This window comes from Aliidiomarina shirensis (assembly GCF_003987345.1).
GTDB classification, from domain to species: Bacteria; Pseudomonadota; Gammaproteobacteria; order Enterobacterales; family Alteromonadaceae; genus Aliidiomarina; species Aliidiomarina shirensis.
On sequence record NZ_PIPP01000001.1, the window covers coordinates 709,406 to 727,197 of the forward strand.

Below are 17,792 nucleotides of genomic sequence, written 5' to 3' on the forward strand. Positions count from 1 at the left end.
TTAACTTTCAACATCTGGTTCCGCAGCAGAGATACCAGCCGCCACAAAAGGCAATAATTTAAGTAAAGTTTCTTCTGCTTGCGTTTCTTCACCAAAATCGGCTGCTGCAATTTCGCGTAGCGCTTGGCTTGATGTTTGCGCGAACAGCATAGCCCCGAGGCTAAAGTGTAATCGCCAAAACAGCGTTTTCGGGCATACATTGGGATTAGCTTGCTGTATCAATTGAAAAAATTCATGCACAATTTCGCCATAATTGGTCATTGTGAATTTACGCAAATGCCCCTGAATTTCGCTGTATGCATAACCCAACAAACGTAAGTAAATCACCGGCCCATCAACTCTAACTTGCCGTAATGCAATCATCGGCTGCATTACACATGCCAACACATCTTCGGTGGATACCTGTTCGGGATTCTTCTGTAGTTGATAAAGCTGCTCGGCGAGAGCGGGCATGAATACGCTTTGATAGCGTGCCATTACCGCTTGAATGAGTGCTTTTTTGGAGCCGAAATGATAGTTCACCGAGGCTAAATTAACCTCAGCTTCGCTCGTTATTTGTCGTAACGACGTTTGTTCAAATCCGTGTTCGGAAAATAACTTTTCCGCGGCAACAATAATCTTATCTTGAGTGCGTAGGGCTTTCGCCATAACTGCCCCTTATTTAAAACGACCGTTTAATTAAGGTTAAATCTACAGCACAATGGCACTATCAGCAAGCCTTCACACTAATTCAGTGCGAAGGCTTTTGTATTACAGATTGTTTGCGGAAGTATCGAGCGGGGCAAATGATTTAACCAATTGATCAACATCGCGCATTTGTTGCAAGTACGCTTCCAGTTTTGCTAACGGCAAAGCGCAAGGCCCATCGCATAACGCTTTATTTGGATCTGGGTGGGCTTCAATAAACAAACCGGCTATGCCCAACGCCATTCCTGCACGCGCCAATTGCGCCGCTTGTGCTCTACGGCCATCAGCAGAATCTGCTCGGCCTCCCGGACGCTGCAAAGCATGAGTTGCATCAAAAATCACTGGCGCCATAGGCTTCATATCGTCCATACCCAGCATATCAACCACTAAGTTGTTATAGCCGAACGAGCTCCCCCGCTCACAGAGCATAATTTTGTCGTTTCCAGCTTCCGAGAACTTGGTCATGATGTGGCGCATTTCAGGTGGGGCCAAAAACTGCGGTTTCTTCACATTAATCACCGCACCTGTTGCCGCCATCGCCACCACCAAATCAGTTTGCCGAGCTAAAAATGCTGGCAACTGCAATACATCCGCTACTTCAGCAACCGGCGCCGCTTGGTGAGGCTCATGAATATCAGTAATAATTGGCACATTAAACTGCGCTTTTACTTCCGCGAGAATTTCCAGCCCCTTATCTAAGCCTGGCCCACGAAATGAATGAATCGATGAGCGGTTTGCTTTATCAAATGATGCTTTAAACACATAAGGTATTTGTAACCGGGTGGTTACTTCAACATAGTGCTCTGCAATGCGCATCGCCAAATCACGGCTTTCCAATACATTCATGCCACCAAATAACACGAATGGCAGCTGGTTGCCTACTTCGATTCCAGCAACATGAACTGAGCTCACACTTAACGGCTTAGACATTCATTGACTCTCTTTACTTTGAATTAAAACAAGCGGCTATCACCGCAAAATGGTTCCGCAAGGCATCCATTAATTTCGGAGAAAACCGGCCTTCCGGCTCGGCAACTAGCTTTTTCAATGTTTGCTCAGCACTGTTGCCTGCGCCCATTTCTGCGTATACCACGCTAAATAAGCTAATAATTTGTGTTGTAAGTGGTAATTCATCACCTTGCACAAGGCCCGGAAAACCTTTGCCATCATAACGTTCAAAGCGCTTATCAATGCTCGCCAGTAGCAATTTAACCGCGTCATTTGAATGTTCTTGTAATCCTCGCGATATGCGATGTATGCGTTCAAAACACACACGAACTTCTACATCTTCGTGTTCTAAAGTCACTTCACAAATTGTCGAAATTATAGCCATTAAAGTGCTGGCAAGTGCCGTGTTCTCTTGCGCTTCACTAGGCAGACCTAAAACATCCGTAAGAATTGCGCTGGCTTGCGATGCTGGGTGTTGGGCGCTACCAGCTTGAAATAGCGAATCCTTTTCTAACACCATGAGCCGTTCACTCAGTTGCGCTAAAAATTGATTAGAGTCTAATTCCCGTAACACGTTATTCAACGCTAACTGAATCTGCTCAGAAAAAAGTTTTAGCAAATCCCGCTCTTGCGCATTCAATTTACGGGCTAATCCGCTAAGGCATAACAAGCCTCCTAGAGGCCTTGCACCACTGAGCGAATATACGATGGCGATATCATCACTAAAAAACGGTTTACGCGTGCGCACAACTTGCTCAAGTTCGCGCAACGCCTCAATTGGCAGCCCTGCCTTGATCGGGCGGCCAACCATTATGTCGGCTTCTTCACCAAAGGCGGCGCGTACCGTAAATTGCCCTGGATTATGATCCGGGTCAACTTCCGCATACAACACTTGCCGTGCACCGCCGATAAGCCAGCTTAATTGTTGCACTAAGCCGTCCACGAAATTATCAATAGATTGTTCCGAGAATAGGTCAGTAGATGATTGCAGGATTTTCTCGAGGCCTCGGCGGCTATGCTCGATCGACATAATATCGCGATAAGAACGTAGGCTCGACATTACCGCAGTAAACAATTTCTGCGCGGTAAGTTCGGTTTTTGATTTGTAATCATTGATATCGTAATTAATGATTACCGTACGCTCAGGTGCCTGCCCAGGTTGACCTGTACGCAAAATAATTCGGATAAAGTGATTATCAAGCTCTTCACGAATATACCGCGCAACTTTTAAGCCCGCATCATCCGTTTCCATTACGACATCAAGCAGAATAATAGCCGCGTCTGGATGCTCACGCATGAGAGCACAGCCCGCCTCTCCCGATTCAGCACTATAGAACTCTAAGCCTCGGCCTAAAAATTGAAAATCACTGAGGGCCAAGCGAGTAACCGCATGAACTTCGGGCTCATCATCAACGATCAATATTTTCCAACGTTCATTGAGAGCTTCTGGCGTTTCTACAGGTTCGTCAGCAAATAAATAACGGTCACTCATATGCGTCTATGTCCTTTCTTTCTGGGCCTATACTGAAGTTAGCTTGGCCTGAAAAAGCTAGCGCCGGAATTTGCTGAAGATCCGCTCAGCCTCGGCGCCCGCATGTCACCCTATCCAAGTTAGCATAATCTTGTCGGGTGTGTATTTGATTATAGTGATGTTCTGTAAATATGCTCTGCACGGCCACTGCTTGATCCGCGCCATGTTCCACGATAAGCCACCCACCAGTTGCTAAGTAAGCCACAGATTCACGTATGATATGCCGTAAATCTGCCAATCCACGCTCACCTGCAACCAAAGCACTGTGTGGCTCAAAGCGCACATCGCCTTGCTGCAAATGGATATCGTCTGCATCTATATAGGGTGGATTACTCACAATTAGATCAAACTCTTGTGCAGAAATGTTAGTAAACCAAGAACTTAGCATCACTGTAACGTGCGTCATTTCATGACGCAATACATTTTGTTTTGCAAGTTGAACCGCCTCCGGCACCACATCTACCGCCGTGATTTTCCAATTTCCACGTTCACTTGCAAGCGCCAAAGCAATCGCCCCAGTTCCGGTACCGAGTTCCAGCACATTGGCTGACAATTTAGTCGTTAACTCTAAGGCGGTTTCTACAAGTATTTCGGTATCCGGACGCGGAATAAGTGTTGTCGCGTTAACGTGCAAATCCAACGACCAAAATTCGCGGTTGCCTAGAATGTGTGCAATCGGTATGCCCTTCTCGCGCATTTGTAGAAATGCTTCGAAAGCTTCTGCGTCAACTTGCTCTATTACACGCTCGGGCCAAGTATAAAAATAACTACGCTCACATTGCAGCACGGTTTTTAATAACACTTGGGCATCTAATTCCGGTGTTTCACTACCACTTTCCTGCAATCGTTCAATAGCTAAACGCAGCGTATCTGCAATGTTCCGAGGTTCGATCATGATCGTAATCTCATATGTAATTGAAGAAGCACTGCGCGGTTGTAAACAATGGCTGATTACTCGCCCTGCTCTGATAATGAGGCAAGTAGATCGGCATTATGTTCCTGAATAATAGCATCAAGCAAAAGATCTAAGCTTCCCTCAATAACTTCATTCAAACGATGCAACGTAAGGTTGATGCGATGATCGGTAACACGGCCTTGTGGGTAATTGTAGGTGCGGATGCGTTCTGAACGATCACCACTGCCCACTAAACTGCGGCGCGTGCTTTGCTCTGCCGCTGCCCGGCGAGCATCTTCAGCTGCTTGCAATCGTGATTGCAATACCGACATCGCTTTTGCTTTGTTCTTGTGCTGCGAACGCTCTTCCTGACACTCAACCACCACACCTGTTGGTAAATGGGTTAAGCGCACAGCGGAATCGGTTCGGTTCACGTGCTGCCCGCCCGCACCGGATGCACGATAGGTATCAATACGAAGATCGGCTGGGTTGATATCAATGGCTTCTGCTTCAGGAATTTCCGGGAGCACCGCCACTGTGCATGCTGATGTATGGATACGGCCTTGCGATTCAGTTTCCGGCACACGCTGCACGCGGTGCCCGCCCGATTCAAACTTCATTTTGCCGTAGGCACCATCGCCCATCATGTGCACGATGATTTCTTTGAAACCGCCATGCTCGCCTTCATTCGCGCTAATAATATTCATACGCCAAGAATTACGTTCAGCGTAACGGCTATACATGCGGAATAAATCACCTGCAAAAATTGCGGCTTCATCGCCACCCGCGCCCGCTCGAATTTCTAAATAACAAGGGCGGTCGTCGTTCGGATCTTTCGGTAATAATAAAACCTGCAGTTCACTCGCTAATGCTTCTAACGTGCTTTCCGCTAATTGCACTTCCTCATACGCCATTTCACGCATCTCAGCATCCGATTCTGCAACCATTTCTTTCGCTGCGGCTAAATCTTCCAGTGATTGCTGATATTTCCGAAAACACACCACCGCATCTTCGAGTTGCGAATATTCACGGGAGAGCGCACGAAATTTATCTTGGTTGGTAATGATATCGGCATCACCTAACAAAACTTCGAGTTCTTCATGGCGTTCGATCAAGCTTTCCAGCTTGTTCACCAAAGATGCTTTGAGCATGTATTAATCCTGAGATGTATCGTTGAATAGTTTCTGATAAGCCGCAAGCGCTGAAATATCTTTGCGCTTGCCCGCTTCTTGTATCGCTTTCGTAGGCGCATGCACCAGGGTATTGGTGAGGCGCTGAGTTAATTCTTGTATTACCTGCTCAGGGGGCTTTCCCCCGGCCAAAGCGGCTAGAGCTCTTTCTTTCTGTTGCTCCGCCGTTAATTCCGCGCTGGCGCGATAACGACGAAGTAAATCCACGCTATTAAGGCTTTCCATCCAACCGGCAAATTCTTCAGCATACTTTTGAATGATATCCCGCGCTTCATTGGCAGCTTGGTGCCGTTGTTGCAGATTCTTATTCACGATAGATTGCAAATCATCCACGGTGTATAAAAATGCATCATCCAGTTCACTAACTTGTTTCTCAATATCCCGAGGCACAGCCAAATCAATGAGCAACATTGGCCGATGCTTACGCTTGCGCAAAGCACTTTCCACCAAACCTTTACCAATAACCGGCACAGGGCTCGCCGTAGAACTGATAATAATATCTGAGATTGGTAATAGCGCTTCTAACGCATTTAACGCATACGCTTCGCCGCCTACTATTTTAGTGAGCTCTTCAGCGCGCGCTACAGTGCGATTAGCCACTCGTAGATTCTTCACGCCCTGCTCTTGTAAATGGCGTGCTGCTAATTCTGCGGTTTCGCCGGCGCCCACTAACAAAACGTTAGCATTTCTTAAATCAGCAAAAATATGGCGAGCCAGATTAACAGCGGCAAAGGCTACCGAAACAGCATTCTGACCAACTTCAGTTTCGGTACGAATCACCTTCGCCGCGGCAAAGGTAGATTGAAACAAACGCTCGAATACTGATCCTACGGTGCCGGCATCACGAGCTTGCTGAAAAGCCTGTTTTACCTGCCCTAATATTTGTGGCTCACCCAACACAAGTGAATCTAAGCCCGCCGCAACTGCCATCAAATGGGAAACGGCCGCCGTATCTTCGTGCTGATAAATATATTGGCTCAACTCTTCCGGTGTTATCTGATGGAATGTCGCTAACCAATTAATAATTTCGTGGTGCTCGTTGGTATCTGCATGACAATACAATTCGGTTCGATTGCATGTTGATACGATCACGGTTTCGCTCACTTTGCCTTGTTGAACGAGCGATTGTAATGCCAGTTCAATTTGCTCAGGTTGAAACGCTACGCGCTCGCGGATATCCACGGTAGCTGTTTTGTGATTAATACCAAGTGCCAATATTGTCATGTATGTTGTGCAATAATGCCCTGTGAAACGTAAATTTATGCCAAAAATCACTGGCGATTTCCGGCCGGTATTGTATGCGAGAAGCGCCTCTATTGAAAGCAGAGCCGCGTGGCTGAACGTCGATTCCAACAACATTTTACTTGCGAGGTGCACTCGCGAAAGCCAAAGTGCTACACTTTTGATCTAAATAATATTTTCCATTGCTAGCATTTGTTGTTTTGCGCTGAAGCTCAGCTTTAAGTTCATTTTGATACTTTCGTTGGTTACTGTTAGTTATTTCTACGCAAGGAATTTGCATGTTGTCATCTATCATACCGTTAAAATCCCTGCGTGCGCGGTTAAACGGCGGTTATTTTCAGAATGCTGCAATCGATAAAACTCAGCATCACCACAACCCGCAAGAAACCAACGTACGAATGAAGCGTTTACAACTATTCTCTATATTCTGTATGAGTATCTTCCTTACCGCCTGCGCCACCCGCCCGGCTATTGATGGCGATACCTATACGGCTCGGCAAATCGACACGAACCTAATAGAACAACAACAGCAATCACTTGCGCAACTCGAACAGTTTGGTTTACAAGGGAATGTTGCATTTTTTGATGATGCCGCCGATGTTCGCGATGCTGCGCGCTTCAATTGGAATAAAACACCGGATGCAACTAATTTTCGACTTTATCACCAACTTGCCGGAACTTTAGCGCGTTTAGAGCAAAGCGAAAATCTAAGTGTACTTATCGACCGTGATGGCAATCGTTATGAAGGCTCTGATTTAAACGTACTGCTATTACAGCATACCGGGATGGTTATTCCTTTTTCATTGCTGAACCAAGCGATTACCGGCGCCGAACCTGATGCTCGATTAAGGCAAAAGCGCTGGTACGCAAATGGTGCATTAGCCACCTATGAAGCTGAGTTTACGCTTGGTGCATGGGCAGAAGAACGTTGGGTATTGGAGTTTGGCGATTATCGCAGTGTCCCTTACGCGGACCAACCATTGCTACTGCCGCATCGTATTGAAGCTAGCCGCAATAACATTCGCGTACATTTACGTATTAGCCGTTGGCGCTTAGAGGTTGGCGAGAATGCGAATTAACCCGAACAATACCATAGACAATCCGCCAATAAGCTTTGATTTGCCAGCGCCAGCAAAACTAAACTTATACTTACACATAACCGGCCGGCGTCCCGATGGCTATCATCAACTAGAAACTTTATTTCAGTTTTTAGATTACAGCGATGATATAACATTTGAATTGACTCATGACGGCGATATTCAGCTCGATCAGGGCACACTCGATTTTCCTCAAGAAGAAAATCTAGTTTATCGAGCTGCACGGTTATTGGCGCCTTACCGAAGTAATTCAAAGCAAGGCGTGAAGCTAACGCTTAACAAGCAATTACCCGCCGGTGGTGGGCTTGGTGGCGGCTCTTCTGACGCCGCAACTACCCTACTTGGCTTGAATCATTTATGGCGATTACAGCTATCAAATGATGAACTGGCTGAAATAGGTTTAGGCCTAGGTGCCGATGTTCCCGTATTTGTTCACGGAAAAGCAACCTTTGCACAAGGCGTTGGTGAAATATTTTCACCGGCAAATCCGGCTGAAAATTGGTACTTAATTGTGCAACCAAATGTTCATGTAAGTACCGCCGAAATCTTTACCCACCCGGCGCTACCGCGAAATACACCGGCTGCGAAAACGGCACTAAATGAATGGCAACAAGGCCGTAATGATTGTGAAAAATTGGTCTGTTCACTTTATCCGCAGGTTGCCAGCGCACTACAGTGGTTGCTAAAATATGCTCCGTCCAGAATGACGGGGACCGGGGCTTGTGTTTTTGGTTGCTTCTCTTCGGCAGTTGAAGCAGAACAAGCCTTGCAAGTACTTCCGACAGAATTTCGGGGGTTTGTTGCAAAAGGAGTTAATCAATCGCCATTGCACCAGGCATTGAAGCAGCTCCCCTGAGGTAACAGTTGGAATACCAGATACCTGTCGAATTCCGCTCACAATACATAAAATTGGTCGAGGTTACCTGTGCCTGACATGAAGCTCTTTGCTGGCAATGCAATACCCGAGCTAGCCCGCAAGATCGCTGATCGCCTATACATCAAGCTGGGAGATGCCGATGTCGGCCGCTTCAGTGACGGCGAAATCAGTGTCATCATCAACGAAAACGTTCGTGGTTCTGATGTTTTTATTATCCAATCAACCTGCGCCCCAACCAACGATAGCCTAATGGAACTTGTAGTTATGGTCGATGCACTTCGTCGTGCTTCTGCTGGCCGTATTACTGCCGTTATTCCTTATTTTGGTTACGCGCGCCAAGATCGCCGTGTTCGTTCTGCACGGGTTCCCATAACCGCAAAAGTAGTAGCTGATTTTCTCTCAAGTGTAGGCGTTGACCGTGTTCTTACGGTTGATTTACATGCTGAGCAGATTCAAGGCTTCTTTGATGTTCCCGTAGATAACGTGTTTGGTAGCCCAGTGTTGCTTGAGCACATGAAGCTGCAGAAATGGGATTCACCGGTTATGGTTTCACCCGACATCGGTGGCGTTGTGCGTGCACGCGCAATGGCGAAACTGATGAATGATGCAGATTTGGCTATTATCGATAAACGCCGCCCGAAAGCGAATGAATCACAGGTAATGCATATTATCGGCGACGTGAATGGCCGTGATTGTATTATGGTAGACGACATGATCGATACCGGTGGTACATTGTGCAAAGCTGCAGAAGCACTGAAGAAAAATGGTGCTAAACGCGTATTTGCTTACGCTACCCACCCTGTTTTTTCAGGCAATGCCGTTGAGAACTTGCGTAATTCTGCAATTGACGAAGTAATTGTTACTGATTCCATTCCTTTATCTGAAGAGATGAAATCACTCGGTTTGGTTACTCAACTGACCCTCAGCGGCATGCTTTCTGAAGCTCTGCGCCGGGTAAGCAACGAAGAATCAATTTCGGCAATGTTCGAATACTAATATTGGCATATCAATACAACACTGTTCTACAGTTGTTGTGATCAAAAGCGGGAGCCTAGCCTCCCGCTTTTATGTTTTAAACGGCAATTAACACAATAGATTTCTTCTTTCTAGCCATCCATTCCCCTTGAAAGCCGCAAATATGCGCCCCATATAGCTATACAAGTTAAAACTACTTGTTTAGGCATACGGAGTATTCATGTCACCAGTGTTATTTGAAGCTTTCCCCCTCAATTCTGCGCTTACGCTTGCAAACCGTTTTGTAATGGCGCCACTTACGCGTTGTATGGCCGGGCCAGGTTTAGTACCCACAGATACTATGGCCGATTATTATGCACGACGTGCAGATGCTGGTTTGATTATCAGCGAAGCCACGATAATTCGAGCCGATGCTCAAGGTTATCCAAATGTTCCTGGGATTTTCAGTGATGAACAGATAGCTGGCTGGAAGAAGGTGACGGCGAAAGTGCATGCGAACGGCGGTAAAATTTTTATGCAGCTTTGGCACGTAGGGCGCGTAGCACACTCGCATTTTTCAGGTTTACAACCGGTGGCACCGAGCGCTGTAAAACACGAAGGTACCCTGCCGCGTATGCGTGATCTGAGTTATGAAATGCCTAAAGCTTTGACAAAGGAAGATATTCAACAACTCGTAAGCGATTATGTAACGGCTGCGAAAAATGCAATGGCTGCCGGGTTTGATGGCGTAGAGATTCACGGTGCGAATGGTTACTTGATCGATCAGTTTTTACATTTTGATACCAATAAACGTACCGATGAATACGGCGAAACACCAGAAAACATGAGCCGGTTTGCGTTAGAAGTTGTTGATGCCGTAACTGCGGCGGTTGGTGCCGAACGCACTGCGCTGCGCATCACTCCCGGTGCTTACGCGCATATTGAGCCGGATGCCCGTGATAGAGAGGTGTTTGATTACTTTATCGAACAATTAAACCAGCGGGAACTTGCTTATTTGCACTTAGGTATTTTCGACGACAGCATGACGTTTGAACATCTTGGTGGCCGTTCAAGTACTTATATTCGTGAGCGTTATCAAGGGACATTTATCAGCGTGGGTGGTTTAACACCGGAAACGGCTGCACAAGGTATAACAGAAAATGCTTTTGATCTTGCTGCCATTGGCCGGCCTTTTATTGCCAATCCGGATTTCGTAAACCGAGTTCGCGAGCAAAAGCCATTAGTGGAATACGATGCATCGATGCTCGCTGAACTTGTGTAAGTTTATTATTCTCACACGCTGAACGAGTAAAGGTAAGCCGTAGGAGCTATTGCTAGCGGCTACCTTTACCCGATCATTCGCACCTCGCTTAGTCTGCGTAATGTGTTTTCTGCCGTTGCAACAGTTAGCTATTCGGTGTTAGAATGCGCGGCCCCTGAAATCAGGGTATTCGCTGTTTTCAGGTCGCGGAAAACAGCTCATTTATTTTCGGAGATATACGAAATGAGTAAAGCAAACTACGAATTCAAAGCTGAAATCCGTACGGACAAAGGTAAAGGTGCGAGCCGCCGCCTTCGTCACGAAGGAAATGTTCCAGCTATTCTTTATGGCGGAAACGCTGATGCTGTGTCGTTGACATTAGATCACGACAAAATCATCAACGCTGCTGACCATGAAGGCTTTTACAGCCACATTTTAACGTTACACATTGATGGCAAAAAGCATCAAGCAATTTTGAAAGACGTTCAGCGTCACCCGTTCAAGCCTAAGATCACTCACTTAGATTTCCAACGTGTAAGCGCGAAAGAAGAACTTCACACGAACTTACCAATTCACTTCATCGGCGAAGAATCTGTGAAGAAAGCTGGTGGTGTTGTTGTTCACCAAATGAATGAAATCGAAATCAGCTGCTTACCAAAAGATCTGCCTGAGTACGTTGAAGTGAACGTAGAAGGTTTGGAAATCGGTGATAACATTCACTTGAGCCAAATCACTGCACCGAAAGGCGTTACTTTCGTTGAGCTAACTCGTGGTGAAGATCACGATCCAGTACTAGTTACTGTAAGCAAGCCGAAAGCTGAAACAGTATCTGATGATGCTCCAGAAGCACCAGAAGAGCCTGAAGAAGCTGGCGAAGACGACAAAGAGTAATTTTGCGGATACGCAATGATGTCAGCAGACATTAAACTAATCGTGGGCCTGGGAAATCCTGGCCCCGAATATACAGCAACCCGGCATAATGCCGGGTTCTGGTTTGTTGAAGCCCTTGCACGGCAGTTCAACGTAAACCTCACGCCTGAATCTAAGTTCTTTGGGCACACTGCCCGACTCGGTCCCCCTTACAGCGATACTCGCCTACTGAATCCTGCTACTTTTATGAATCGAAGTGGACAAGCAGTTGGCGCCATGGCAACTTTTTTCAAAATTCTACCAGAGCAAATTTTGGTAGTGCATGATGAACTGGATTTGCCACCAGGTATTGCGAAATTTAAGCAAGGTGGTGGCCACGGCGGCCATAATGGTTTAAAAGATATTACCCGTGCACTTGCGAATCAAACCAACTTTCATCGCTTGCGAATTGGTATAGGCCATCCTGGCCATAGCTCAAAAGTAACCGGTTATGTGTTAGGCAAAGCACCAAGCAATGAACAAAATTTAATGGATGATGCAATAAATGCGTCATTACGTGCAGTAGAAATAGCCATGAACGATGGCTGGGCTGCTGCAAAACAATACTTACATTCGATTAAACCTGAATAAACGCGGATATCACTCATGGGCTTTAAATGCGGAATCGTTGGTTTACCCAACGTTGGAAAATCAACACTTTTTAATGCGTTAACCAAAGCAGGCATTGATGCAGCTAACTTCCCGTTCTGCACCATCGAGCCAAACACGGGTGTGGTTTCAGTACCAGACACGCGGTTAAACCAGTTATCGGCCATTGTTAAACCCCAAAAGGTTATTCCGACAACGATGGAGTTCGTGGATATTGCAGGTTTAGTTAAGGGGGCTTCGAAAGGTGAAGGCCTCGGCAATCAATTTTTAGCCAACATTCGTGAAACTGATGCGATTGGCCATGTTGTGCGTTGTTTTGAAGATGAGAATATTGTGCACGTTGCCGGCAAAGTAGATCCCCTAGAAGATATCGATACGATTAATACCGAACTTGCGCTTGCTGATTTAGATTCCGTGGAAAAAGCCGTGTACCGTTTGAGCAAGAAAGCCAAAGGCGGCGATAAGCAAGCTAAAGATGAAGTGGCGGTACTGGAAAAGTTGCTTCCAGCGCTAGCTGAAGGCCATATGGCACGTTCAGTAGAGCTTAGTGATGACGATAAAAAAGTAATTCGTTCGTTCAACTTGCTCACTCTGAAGCCTACCATGTATATCTGCAACGTGGCTGAAGATGGTTTTGACGATAACCCACATTTAGAAACTGTGCGCAAACTCGCTGAAAACGAAAATGCGATTGTAGTGCCGGTGTGCGCGGCGATTGAATCAGAAATTGCAGAGCTGGAAGATGATGAGAAAGCTGAATTCTTGGATTCTATGGGGCTTGAAGAGCCGGGCCTAAACCGGGTTATTCGTGCCGGCTATGAATTGCTCAATTTGCACACTTACTTCACTGCAGGTGTAAAAGAAGTGCGCGCATGGACAGTGAAAAAACGCTCTACGGCACCGCAAGCCGCTGGCCGTATTCACACTGATTTCGAAAAAGGCTTTATTCGTGCGGAAATCGTTGGTTTTGATGATTTCATCAATAACAACGGTGAGCAAGGCGCGAAAGATGCTGGTAAATGGCGTTTAGAAGGTAAGGAATATATTGTTAAAGATGGTGATGTGATTCACTTCCGCTTTAACGTATAGCACTGTTTTACGAACCAATAGTTACTAAAAACGCCACTTCAAAAGTGGCGTTTTTATTTTAGAATTACGATTTATAAACCGACAATTTCATCATACATTGATGCAAGTCGAGCTAATAATCGGTTTTGTGCGGGTACTGATACCTCGTTATCATCCATTGCCAACTGCAAAGCTTCAACCAGCGCATTAAAATCGCCACGCGTAACGCCCATGCCGGTATGAGATTTCACCATATCATCACCGGTATAAACGCACGGACCACCGGCAAGCTCACAAATTTGTTCACTTAGCTTTTCGTGTAAACGCACCATATCAACGCCTTCGAAATGGTGGCGAATGCGGCGATCATCAATCGAATTAAACAGCAAATCTTCCACTATCTGCTCAATACCAGCAGTACCACCGAGCTCATTATATAGATGGTCATCACGTGCATCAGCTTGACTTGGCGCCATTAAAAGCGCTGCGAACAATACGGTAACCATTAGTAATTTATTCATAAATAAAACCTCTTAAAACGATGCTTGCAGGCTAAGGTAATAACCCGTTTGGCTACGCGCACCAGCAATACTACCTAAATCTAAAAATGCACCCACTAAAGCGACATTCTTTGATGGAAACCAAGCAACAAAAGCCGACATCGCATCTTCTTCCTCAGCAAAGCCCAAATTATCAGGCTTCTGCCGGTATTCGACACCAACAGCTAACGCTCGATTGATAAACATGCCTGTAGCCGCTTCAACTTGCAGTTTACGGCTATCATTCAAATCACCACCGTAGCCTAACAGGCCGAATTGATTAGCTCGTGTTGCCCGAACGGTAACGTTCGCTAACCAAGTTCTATCAAACGGCCCTGCAAGCCACACACGGCTTGCTGCAATGTATGCATCCCAATCACTATCACGTTGTGAACCCACCGCACTCGGTAAATCATAACGCGTATTACGTTTGTACTGCACACCGGCGCTAATTTGTGGCAACTGACCATAAATTAAATCCCCTGCAACCCGATATTTCAGGCCAAAAACCTGTTGCCGCAACTCAGTGCCTAAATTTTCGAGATTAAATATCTGCGAGGCTACCGATACTTCTAAACGATTGCGAAACGAAAAACTCGCTGCCGTTACATCTAAACGATAATCATCAACTTGCGCTCGGCTCACGGCAACCGTACCGCCAATTTCATCATCTTCCGTGTAAGCACTAATCACCGCCCAAGGCACCAACCCTCCACCTGCGGCTCCTTCAACATTGGTAGCACCACCTGTGGCCAATAAGCGCCCTTCTGCAGCGGCAGCACCCGACGATGCGAGCAAGAGTAACGCTGCGCTATGCGTAAATAGTTTTCTCATATCGATACCTTTAATTATTCTTTTTCGTCAGCCACGGCTGGAAATCATCCGGTGTAAGTGGCTTACTAAACCAATAACCTTGTAAAACATCACAATTATAATCCGCTAATAAATTCGCGGTTTCCTCGTCTTCAACACCTTCGGCCACTACCTTCAAACCTAACTTATGTGCCATATTAATCGTTGATTGCACGATTGTTTTATCGATCTCTTCACGAGCAAGATCCATAATGAAACTCCGATCGATCTTCAGTTCGGTTGCCGGCATTCCGCGCAACTGTGCAAGTGAAGAATATCCCGTTCCATAATCATCTATAGCAACATGAATCCCCGCTGCTCGTAACTTAGATAACTGCTCAATGGCTTGTTTCGGATCATTAACCACCGCACTTTCAGTTACTTCTACGGTAAGTGAAGAAGCCGATACTGCAGCATCTGCGAGCGCACCAAAAATCACATCGAGTAGTTCAGGTTCCGCTAAATCGGCTCCCGAAAGGTTTACCGAAAGCCCCAAATTCGGGAGCACCTGCTGCCACTCACCTAACTGAAGCAAGCTCTGCTTCAGTACCCATTGCGTAATGGCAAATATTTGGCCTGATTGCTCAGCCAGAGGAATAAACTCGGCTGGGCTTACAAAACCTAGCTCAGAATCTTGCCAGCGAATAAGCGCTTCGCAGCTCAATAGCGCGTGGTCACCTTTACGCAGTTGCGGCTGATACACCAAGGTAAACGCTTCGTTCTTTAAGGCATCCGGAATAGCTGCGGAAACTAATAAAGTTCGTAAATAAGGCTCATCTTCGCCTGTTTGATAAATACTGTATCCAAGTTTTTGGCGCTTTGCTTTGTTGCGAGCGAACTGCGCAAGCCGCACTAATTCATCTCGGTCGGTAGCATGTAAAGGTGCCTCCGCTAAACCAGCGCTCAAAGATAATGAATAGTGAACACCACCTATTTCAATGAGTTGTGAGGCTTGGTCTAACAGCTTTTTCAACTCAACCGCGGCCAATTCACTGGCGCCGTTATATGTGAGGACAAATTCATCACCATGCCGGCGCGCAACCGCAAATATTGGCTCAGCAAGCACAGCAAGCCTTCCGGAGAATTCTCTTAAGATATCATCGCAAACACTTTGGCCGAACATATCATTCAGGTTACGAAAGTTATCTAAATTTAAAACCACAAGGGTCCACGGTGCGTTGTCCGCTAAACGTAGTTCAGCATCGCGGTTAAATGCGCGTTGGTTCGCCAAACCCGTTAACAAGTCATGATTAGATTGGTAAGAAATCTCAGATTCACGCTCCGCAATAGCGCTTTGCATCTTATCCAAAGCTCTTGCAAGCGTACTGATTTCATCTTTTCCACGTATTACTATTTTTTGCTTGTAGTTACCTTTGGCGATATCACCTGCAGCCACCGCTAATGTTCGTAATGGCTCCACAAATCGACGGCTGGCAAATAAAGTTATCAATACCGTGAGCAACAGGGTTAATACCACAATTATGATTAACTGTTGCTGCAAAGGAGCAAAGGGCTCTTCGGCTGCTTCCCGGCTCGAGGTGAGAAAAACATATACCCCCCCGCGTTCTGGTTGTTGTTCTAATGTTTGCTCTGGCGCTTGATTTGCCTCTGAACTCATCGCCAGCGAAAGCCATACGCCTTGTTCATTTTTGCCGTCAAGCCAGATGTCGGTCGCTTCTGTGCGCACTGCTTCGGTAAGCTCTGCTTGTACAGATTCAGTTGCGGAAGAAATAACGCTAGGATTATCAGTGTAACGGCCGGTTACAAAATGAACGGATGAATTTGTTAACTGTTGCAGTTGCTCGGCTAAATCCCGATCTACGGTAAAGCCAAGCACTAACCATGCTAATAAGTGCGGTGCGCGAATCGGTACCAAAACAACCTGAAAAAGCTCTTGCTCAGCCACCAGCATGGCCGCCCCTGCACTATCGTTACCATCAGCTTCTAGCCCCATAAAACTGCGCATAGCATTCATTTCAGCAGAAGATATTTCATGGCTAGACACTAAAATTTCGGTGCTAGGTTCAAGTAACATGACCAAATCTGAATCGATACGTTGTGCTTGATTCGTGAGCGCGGAAATAATGGTATCGTCGTCGGCGGTTGCTAACGCTTGCCGAAAACCAAAATCATCGGCTAGAACCAAAGCCGCTTGGCGCAACTGGCTATCGCGGTAATCAATCAGTTGCGTTACTACTCGCTGGCTCACTTCAAGTTCCCGTTCAGTGTGCACATCCACACTTTGTTCGGTTGAAATAATAATGGCTAACACCACAACCAACAAAGCCGCACTTATGCAGCCTCCAACCATCAACAATAAACGAGTTCGAAAGTTAATTCCCACGGTTTAACCTTCTACGGAAGCGAGATTCTAAATCTGATTCGGTTTTTTGTTCCGGTGCGCGAATTGAGAATTGCATGGGCTCATCTCGTGTAATTGTAGTAAGAGAAACAGGAGCAAAACCAGCAGCAGCCATCCAAGGGTGCCAAGCAAACCACGCATCTTCGTTCGCGGTATCCGATGTTAGTATCATTTGCCCTTCACTATCGCTACGAAAGGCTTTCCCTTCTTCACTGACCACAATATACCCAATCATTTGATCATGGATATTACAACCAACAACAACCAAACCTGAACGGGGAAAATCTAACGTGGGTGTTTCTGAATTACCATAAAGCTCAATATCGAACGAGCGTGCTGTGGAGAATGAGTAAACATGATGTCGGATAGAATCACTATTCGGGAAACTTACTAAATCGCCCGTTGCAACGACCAACACATTGGGTAAAAACTGCCGATCAACCTGATCCATAATGTGCGTTGTCGGATCACTGACAACGTATTCTTCGCTAGACACCTGAAACAGTACAACACCTTCAAGCGGCTTCTCATCAGCATCTATAAAGGCAAGAACTTCGCTCTCAGAAATCGCAGCCATTGCGTTTAAACTTCCCATCAAAACAAGTAAACATAGGGAGCAAAGCGTGCGTATAAGCGCCTGAGTAGAGCCAAATAATTGTATAGAATTAGACGTTTTTTTAGAATAACGATGCGTCAAATTGCGTCTCCAATGCTTTTCTAGATTGACCACTATAACCATTAATTAACAACACACTGCATATATAAAAACTC

17 protein-coding genes are annotated in these 17,792 nt (G+C 46.0%); 7 read left to right on the forward strand and 10 right to left on the reverse strand.

Translation table 11 applies throughout. The annotated features are described in order from the left end of the window. From CWE13_RS03325 to hemA, 6 genes are all read right to left on the reverse strand, one after another. Entirely contained in the window at positions 1–648 is a 648-nt protein-coding gene (locus tag CWE13_RS03325) for a TetR/AcrR family transcriptional regulator (RefSeq protein WP_126805911.1), read from the reverse strand. Positions 649–750: 102 nt separating this feature from the next. After that, complete coding sequence (kdsA, locus tag CWE13_RS03330; RefSeq protein ID WP_241973618.1) at positions 751–1,617, reverse strand: 3-deoxy-8-phosphooctulonate synthase; 867 nt, start codon at positions 1,615–1,617, stop codon at positions 751–753. Positions 1,618–1,630: 13 nt separating this feature from the next. Then, positions 1,631–3,127 carry a DUF3369 domain-containing protein gene (locus CWE13_RS03335; protein WP_126805912.1) on the reverse strand — a complete coding sequence of 499 codons (1,497 nt, stop codon included), beginning with the start codon at positions 3,125–3,127 and terminating at the stop codon, positions 1,631–1,633. A gap of 85 nt (positions 3,128–3,212) precedes the next feature. Next, positions 3,213–4,061: a peptide chain release factor N(5)-glutamine methyltransferase gene (prmC, locus tag CWE13_RS03340; RefSeq protein ID WP_126805913.1), complete on the reverse strand. Its 849-nt coding sequence runs from the start codon at positions 4,059–4,061 to the stop codon at positions 3,213–3,215. Between the two features lie 56 nt (positions 4,062–4,117). Further along, positions 4,118–5,212, reverse strand: coding sequence for a peptide chain release factor 1 (gene prfA / locus CWE13_RS03345; protein ID WP_126805914.1), 1,095 nt, complete (start codon positions 5,210–5,212; stop codon positions 4,118–4,120). Positions 5,213–5,215: 3 nt separating this feature from the next. Further along, positions 5,216–6,475, reverse strand: a complete 1,260-nt coding sequence (gene hemA, locus CWE13_RS03350; RefSeq protein WP_126805915.1) for a glutamyl-tRNA reductase — start codon at positions 6,473–6,475, stop codon at positions 5,216–5,218. Positions 6,476–6,771: 296 nt separating this feature from the next. On the opposite strand from hemA, the gene lolB reads away from it, so the two are divergent. The 7 genes from lolB (at position 6,772) to ychF (ending at position 13,289) form a co-directional block, all read left to right on the forward strand. Continuing rightward, entirely contained in the window at positions 6,772–7,572 is an 801-nt protein-coding gene (gene lolB / locus CWE13_RS03355) for a lipoprotein insertase outer membrane protein LolB (RefSeq protein WP_126805916.1), read from the forward strand. Then, a complete protein-coding gene (gene ispE / locus CWE13_RS03360; RefSeq protein ID WP_126805917.1) occupies positions 7,562–8,446 on the forward strand; it encodes a 4-(cytidine 5'-diphospho)-2-C-methyl-D-erythritol kinase in 885 nt (294 codons plus the stop codon). The genes lolB and ispE overlap by 11 nt, the downstream gene beginning before the upstream one ends. A 69-nt stretch (positions 8,447–8,515) precedes the next feature. After that, on the forward strand, positions 8,516–9,463 hold the full coding sequence (locus tag CWE13_RS03365; protein WP_126805918.1) for a ribose-phosphate pyrophosphokinase: 948 nt from the start codon (positions 8,516–8,518) through the stop codon (positions 9,461–9,463). Positions 9,464–9,662: 199 nt separating this feature from the next. Beyond that, a complete protein-coding gene (locus tag CWE13_RS03370) occupies positions 9,663–10,703 on the forward strand; it encodes an alkene reductase (RefSeq protein ID WP_126805919.1) in 1,041 nt (346 codons plus the stop codon). Positions 10,704–10,925: 222 nt separating this feature from the next. Then, positions 10,926–11,573, forward strand: coding sequence for a 50S ribosomal protein L25/general stress protein Ctc (locus CWE13_RS03375; RefSeq protein WP_126805920.1), 648 nt, complete (start codon positions 10,926–10,928; stop codon positions 11,571–11,573). Between the two features lie 18 nt (positions 11,574–11,591). Beyond that, on the forward strand, positions 11,592–12,182 hold the full coding sequence (gene pth / locus CWE13_RS03380; protein ID WP_198677887.1) for an aminoacyl-tRNA hydrolase: 591 nt from the start codon (positions 11,592–11,594) through the stop codon (positions 12,180–12,182). Between the two features lie 15 nt (positions 12,183–12,197). Further along, the gene (gene ychF / locus CWE13_RS03385) at positions 12,198–13,289 is read left to right on the forward strand and encodes a redox-regulated ATPase YchF (protein WP_126805922.1); all 1,092 of its coding nucleotides are present in this window, start codon (positions 12,198–12,200) and stop codon (positions 13,287–13,289) included. A 71-nt stretch (positions 13,290–13,360) separates the two neighbouring features. On the opposite strand, the gene CWE13_RS03390 is transcribed toward ychF, so the two are convergent. Genes CWE13_RS03390 through CWE13_RS03405 form a run of 4 tightly spaced genes read right to left on the reverse strand, consistent with a single transcriptional unit; the run spans position 13,361 to position 17,598 of the window. Beyond that, positions 13,361–13,789, reverse strand: coding sequence for a group I truncated hemoglobin (locus CWE13_RS03390; protein WP_126805923.1), 429 nt, complete (start codon positions 13,787–13,789; stop codon positions 13,361–13,363). Positions 13,790–13,801: 12 nt separating this feature from the next. Further along, complete coding sequence (locus tag CWE13_RS03395; RefSeq protein WP_126805924.1) at positions 13,802–14,641, reverse strand: DUF3034 family protein; 840 nt, start codon at positions 14,639–14,641, stop codon at positions 13,802–13,804. A gap of 10 nt (positions 14,642–14,651) precedes the next feature. Beyond that, positions 14,652–17,003, reverse strand: a complete 2,352-nt coding sequence (locus tag CWE13_RS03400) for a bifunctional diguanylate cyclase/phosphodiesterase (protein ID WP_126805925.1) — start codon at positions 17,001–17,003, stop codon at positions 14,652–14,654. After that, positions 16,993–17,598: a methylamine utilization protein gene (locus tag CWE13_RS03405; protein ID WP_126805926.1), complete on the reverse strand. Its 606-nt coding sequence runs from the start codon at positions 17,596–17,598 to the stop codon at positions 16,993–16,995. The genes CWE13_RS03400 and CWE13_RS03405 overlap by 11 nt, the downstream gene beginning before the upstream one ends. Positions 17,599–17,792: the final 194 nt, after the last annotated feature.

What these genes read in the sequence shown, in the direction of transcription:
- CWE13_RS03325 (WP_126805911.1), bottom strand. Translation starts at nt 648, where the DNA reads ATGGCGAAAGCCCTACGCACTCAAGATAAGATTATTGTTGCCGCGGAA.
- kdsA (WP_241973618.1), bottom strand. Translation starts at nt 1,617, where the DNA reads ATGTCTAAGCCGTTAAGTGTGAGCTCAGTTCATGTTGCTGGAATCGAA.
- CWE13_RS03335 (WP_126805912.1), bottom strand. Translation starts at nt 3,127, where the DNA reads ATGAGTGACCGTTATTTATTTGCTGACGAACCTGTAGAAACGCCAGAA.
- prmC (WP_126805913.1), bottom strand. Translation starts at nt 4,061, where the DNA reads ATGATCGAACCTCGGAACATTGCAGATACGCTGCGTTTAGCTATTGAA.
- prfA (WP_126805914.1), bottom strand. Translation starts at nt 5,212, where the DNA reads ATGCTCAAAGCATCTTTGGTGAACAAGCTGGAAAGCTTGATCGAACGC.
- hemA (WP_126805915.1), bottom strand. Translation starts at nt 6,475, where the DNA reads ATGACAATATTGGCACTTGGTATTAATCACAAAACAGCTACCGTGGAT.
- lolB (WP_126805916.1), top strand. Translation starts at nt 6,772, where the DNA reads ATGTTGTCATCTATCATACCGTTAAAATCCCTGCGTGCGCGGTTAAAC.
- ispE (WP_126805917.1), top strand. Translation starts at nt 7,562, where the DNA reads ATGCGAATTAACCCGAACAATACCATAGACAATCCGCCAATAAGCTTT.
- CWE13_RS03370 (WP_126805919.1), top strand. Translation starts at nt 9,663, where the DNA reads ATGTCACCAGTGTTATTTGAAGCTTTCCCCCTCAATTCTGCGCTTACG.
- CWE13_RS03375 (WP_126805920.1), top strand. Translation starts at nt 10,926, where the DNA reads ATGAGTAAAGCAAACTACGAATTCAAAGCTGAAATCCGTACGGACAAA.
- pth (WP_198677887.1), top strand. Translation starts at nt 11,592, where the DNA reads ATGTCAGCAGACATTAAACTAATCGTGGGCCTGGGAAATCCTGGCCCC.
- ychF (WP_126805922.1), top strand. Translation starts at nt 12,198, where the DNA reads ATGGGCTTTAAATGCGGAATCGTTGGTTTACCCAACGTTGGAAAATCA.
- CWE13_RS03390 (WP_126805923.1), bottom strand. Translation starts at nt 13,789, where the DNA reads ATGAATAAATTACTAATGGTTACCGTATTGTTCGCAGCGCTTTTAATG.
- CWE13_RS03395 (WP_126805924.1), bottom strand. Translation starts at nt 14,641, where the DNA reads ATGAGAAAACTATTTACGCATAGCGCAGCGTTACTCTTGCTCGCATCG.
- CWE13_RS03405 (WP_126805926.1), bottom strand. Translation starts at nt 17,598, where the DNA reads ATGGCTGCGATTTCTGAGAGCGAAGTTCTTGCCTTTATAGATGCTGAT.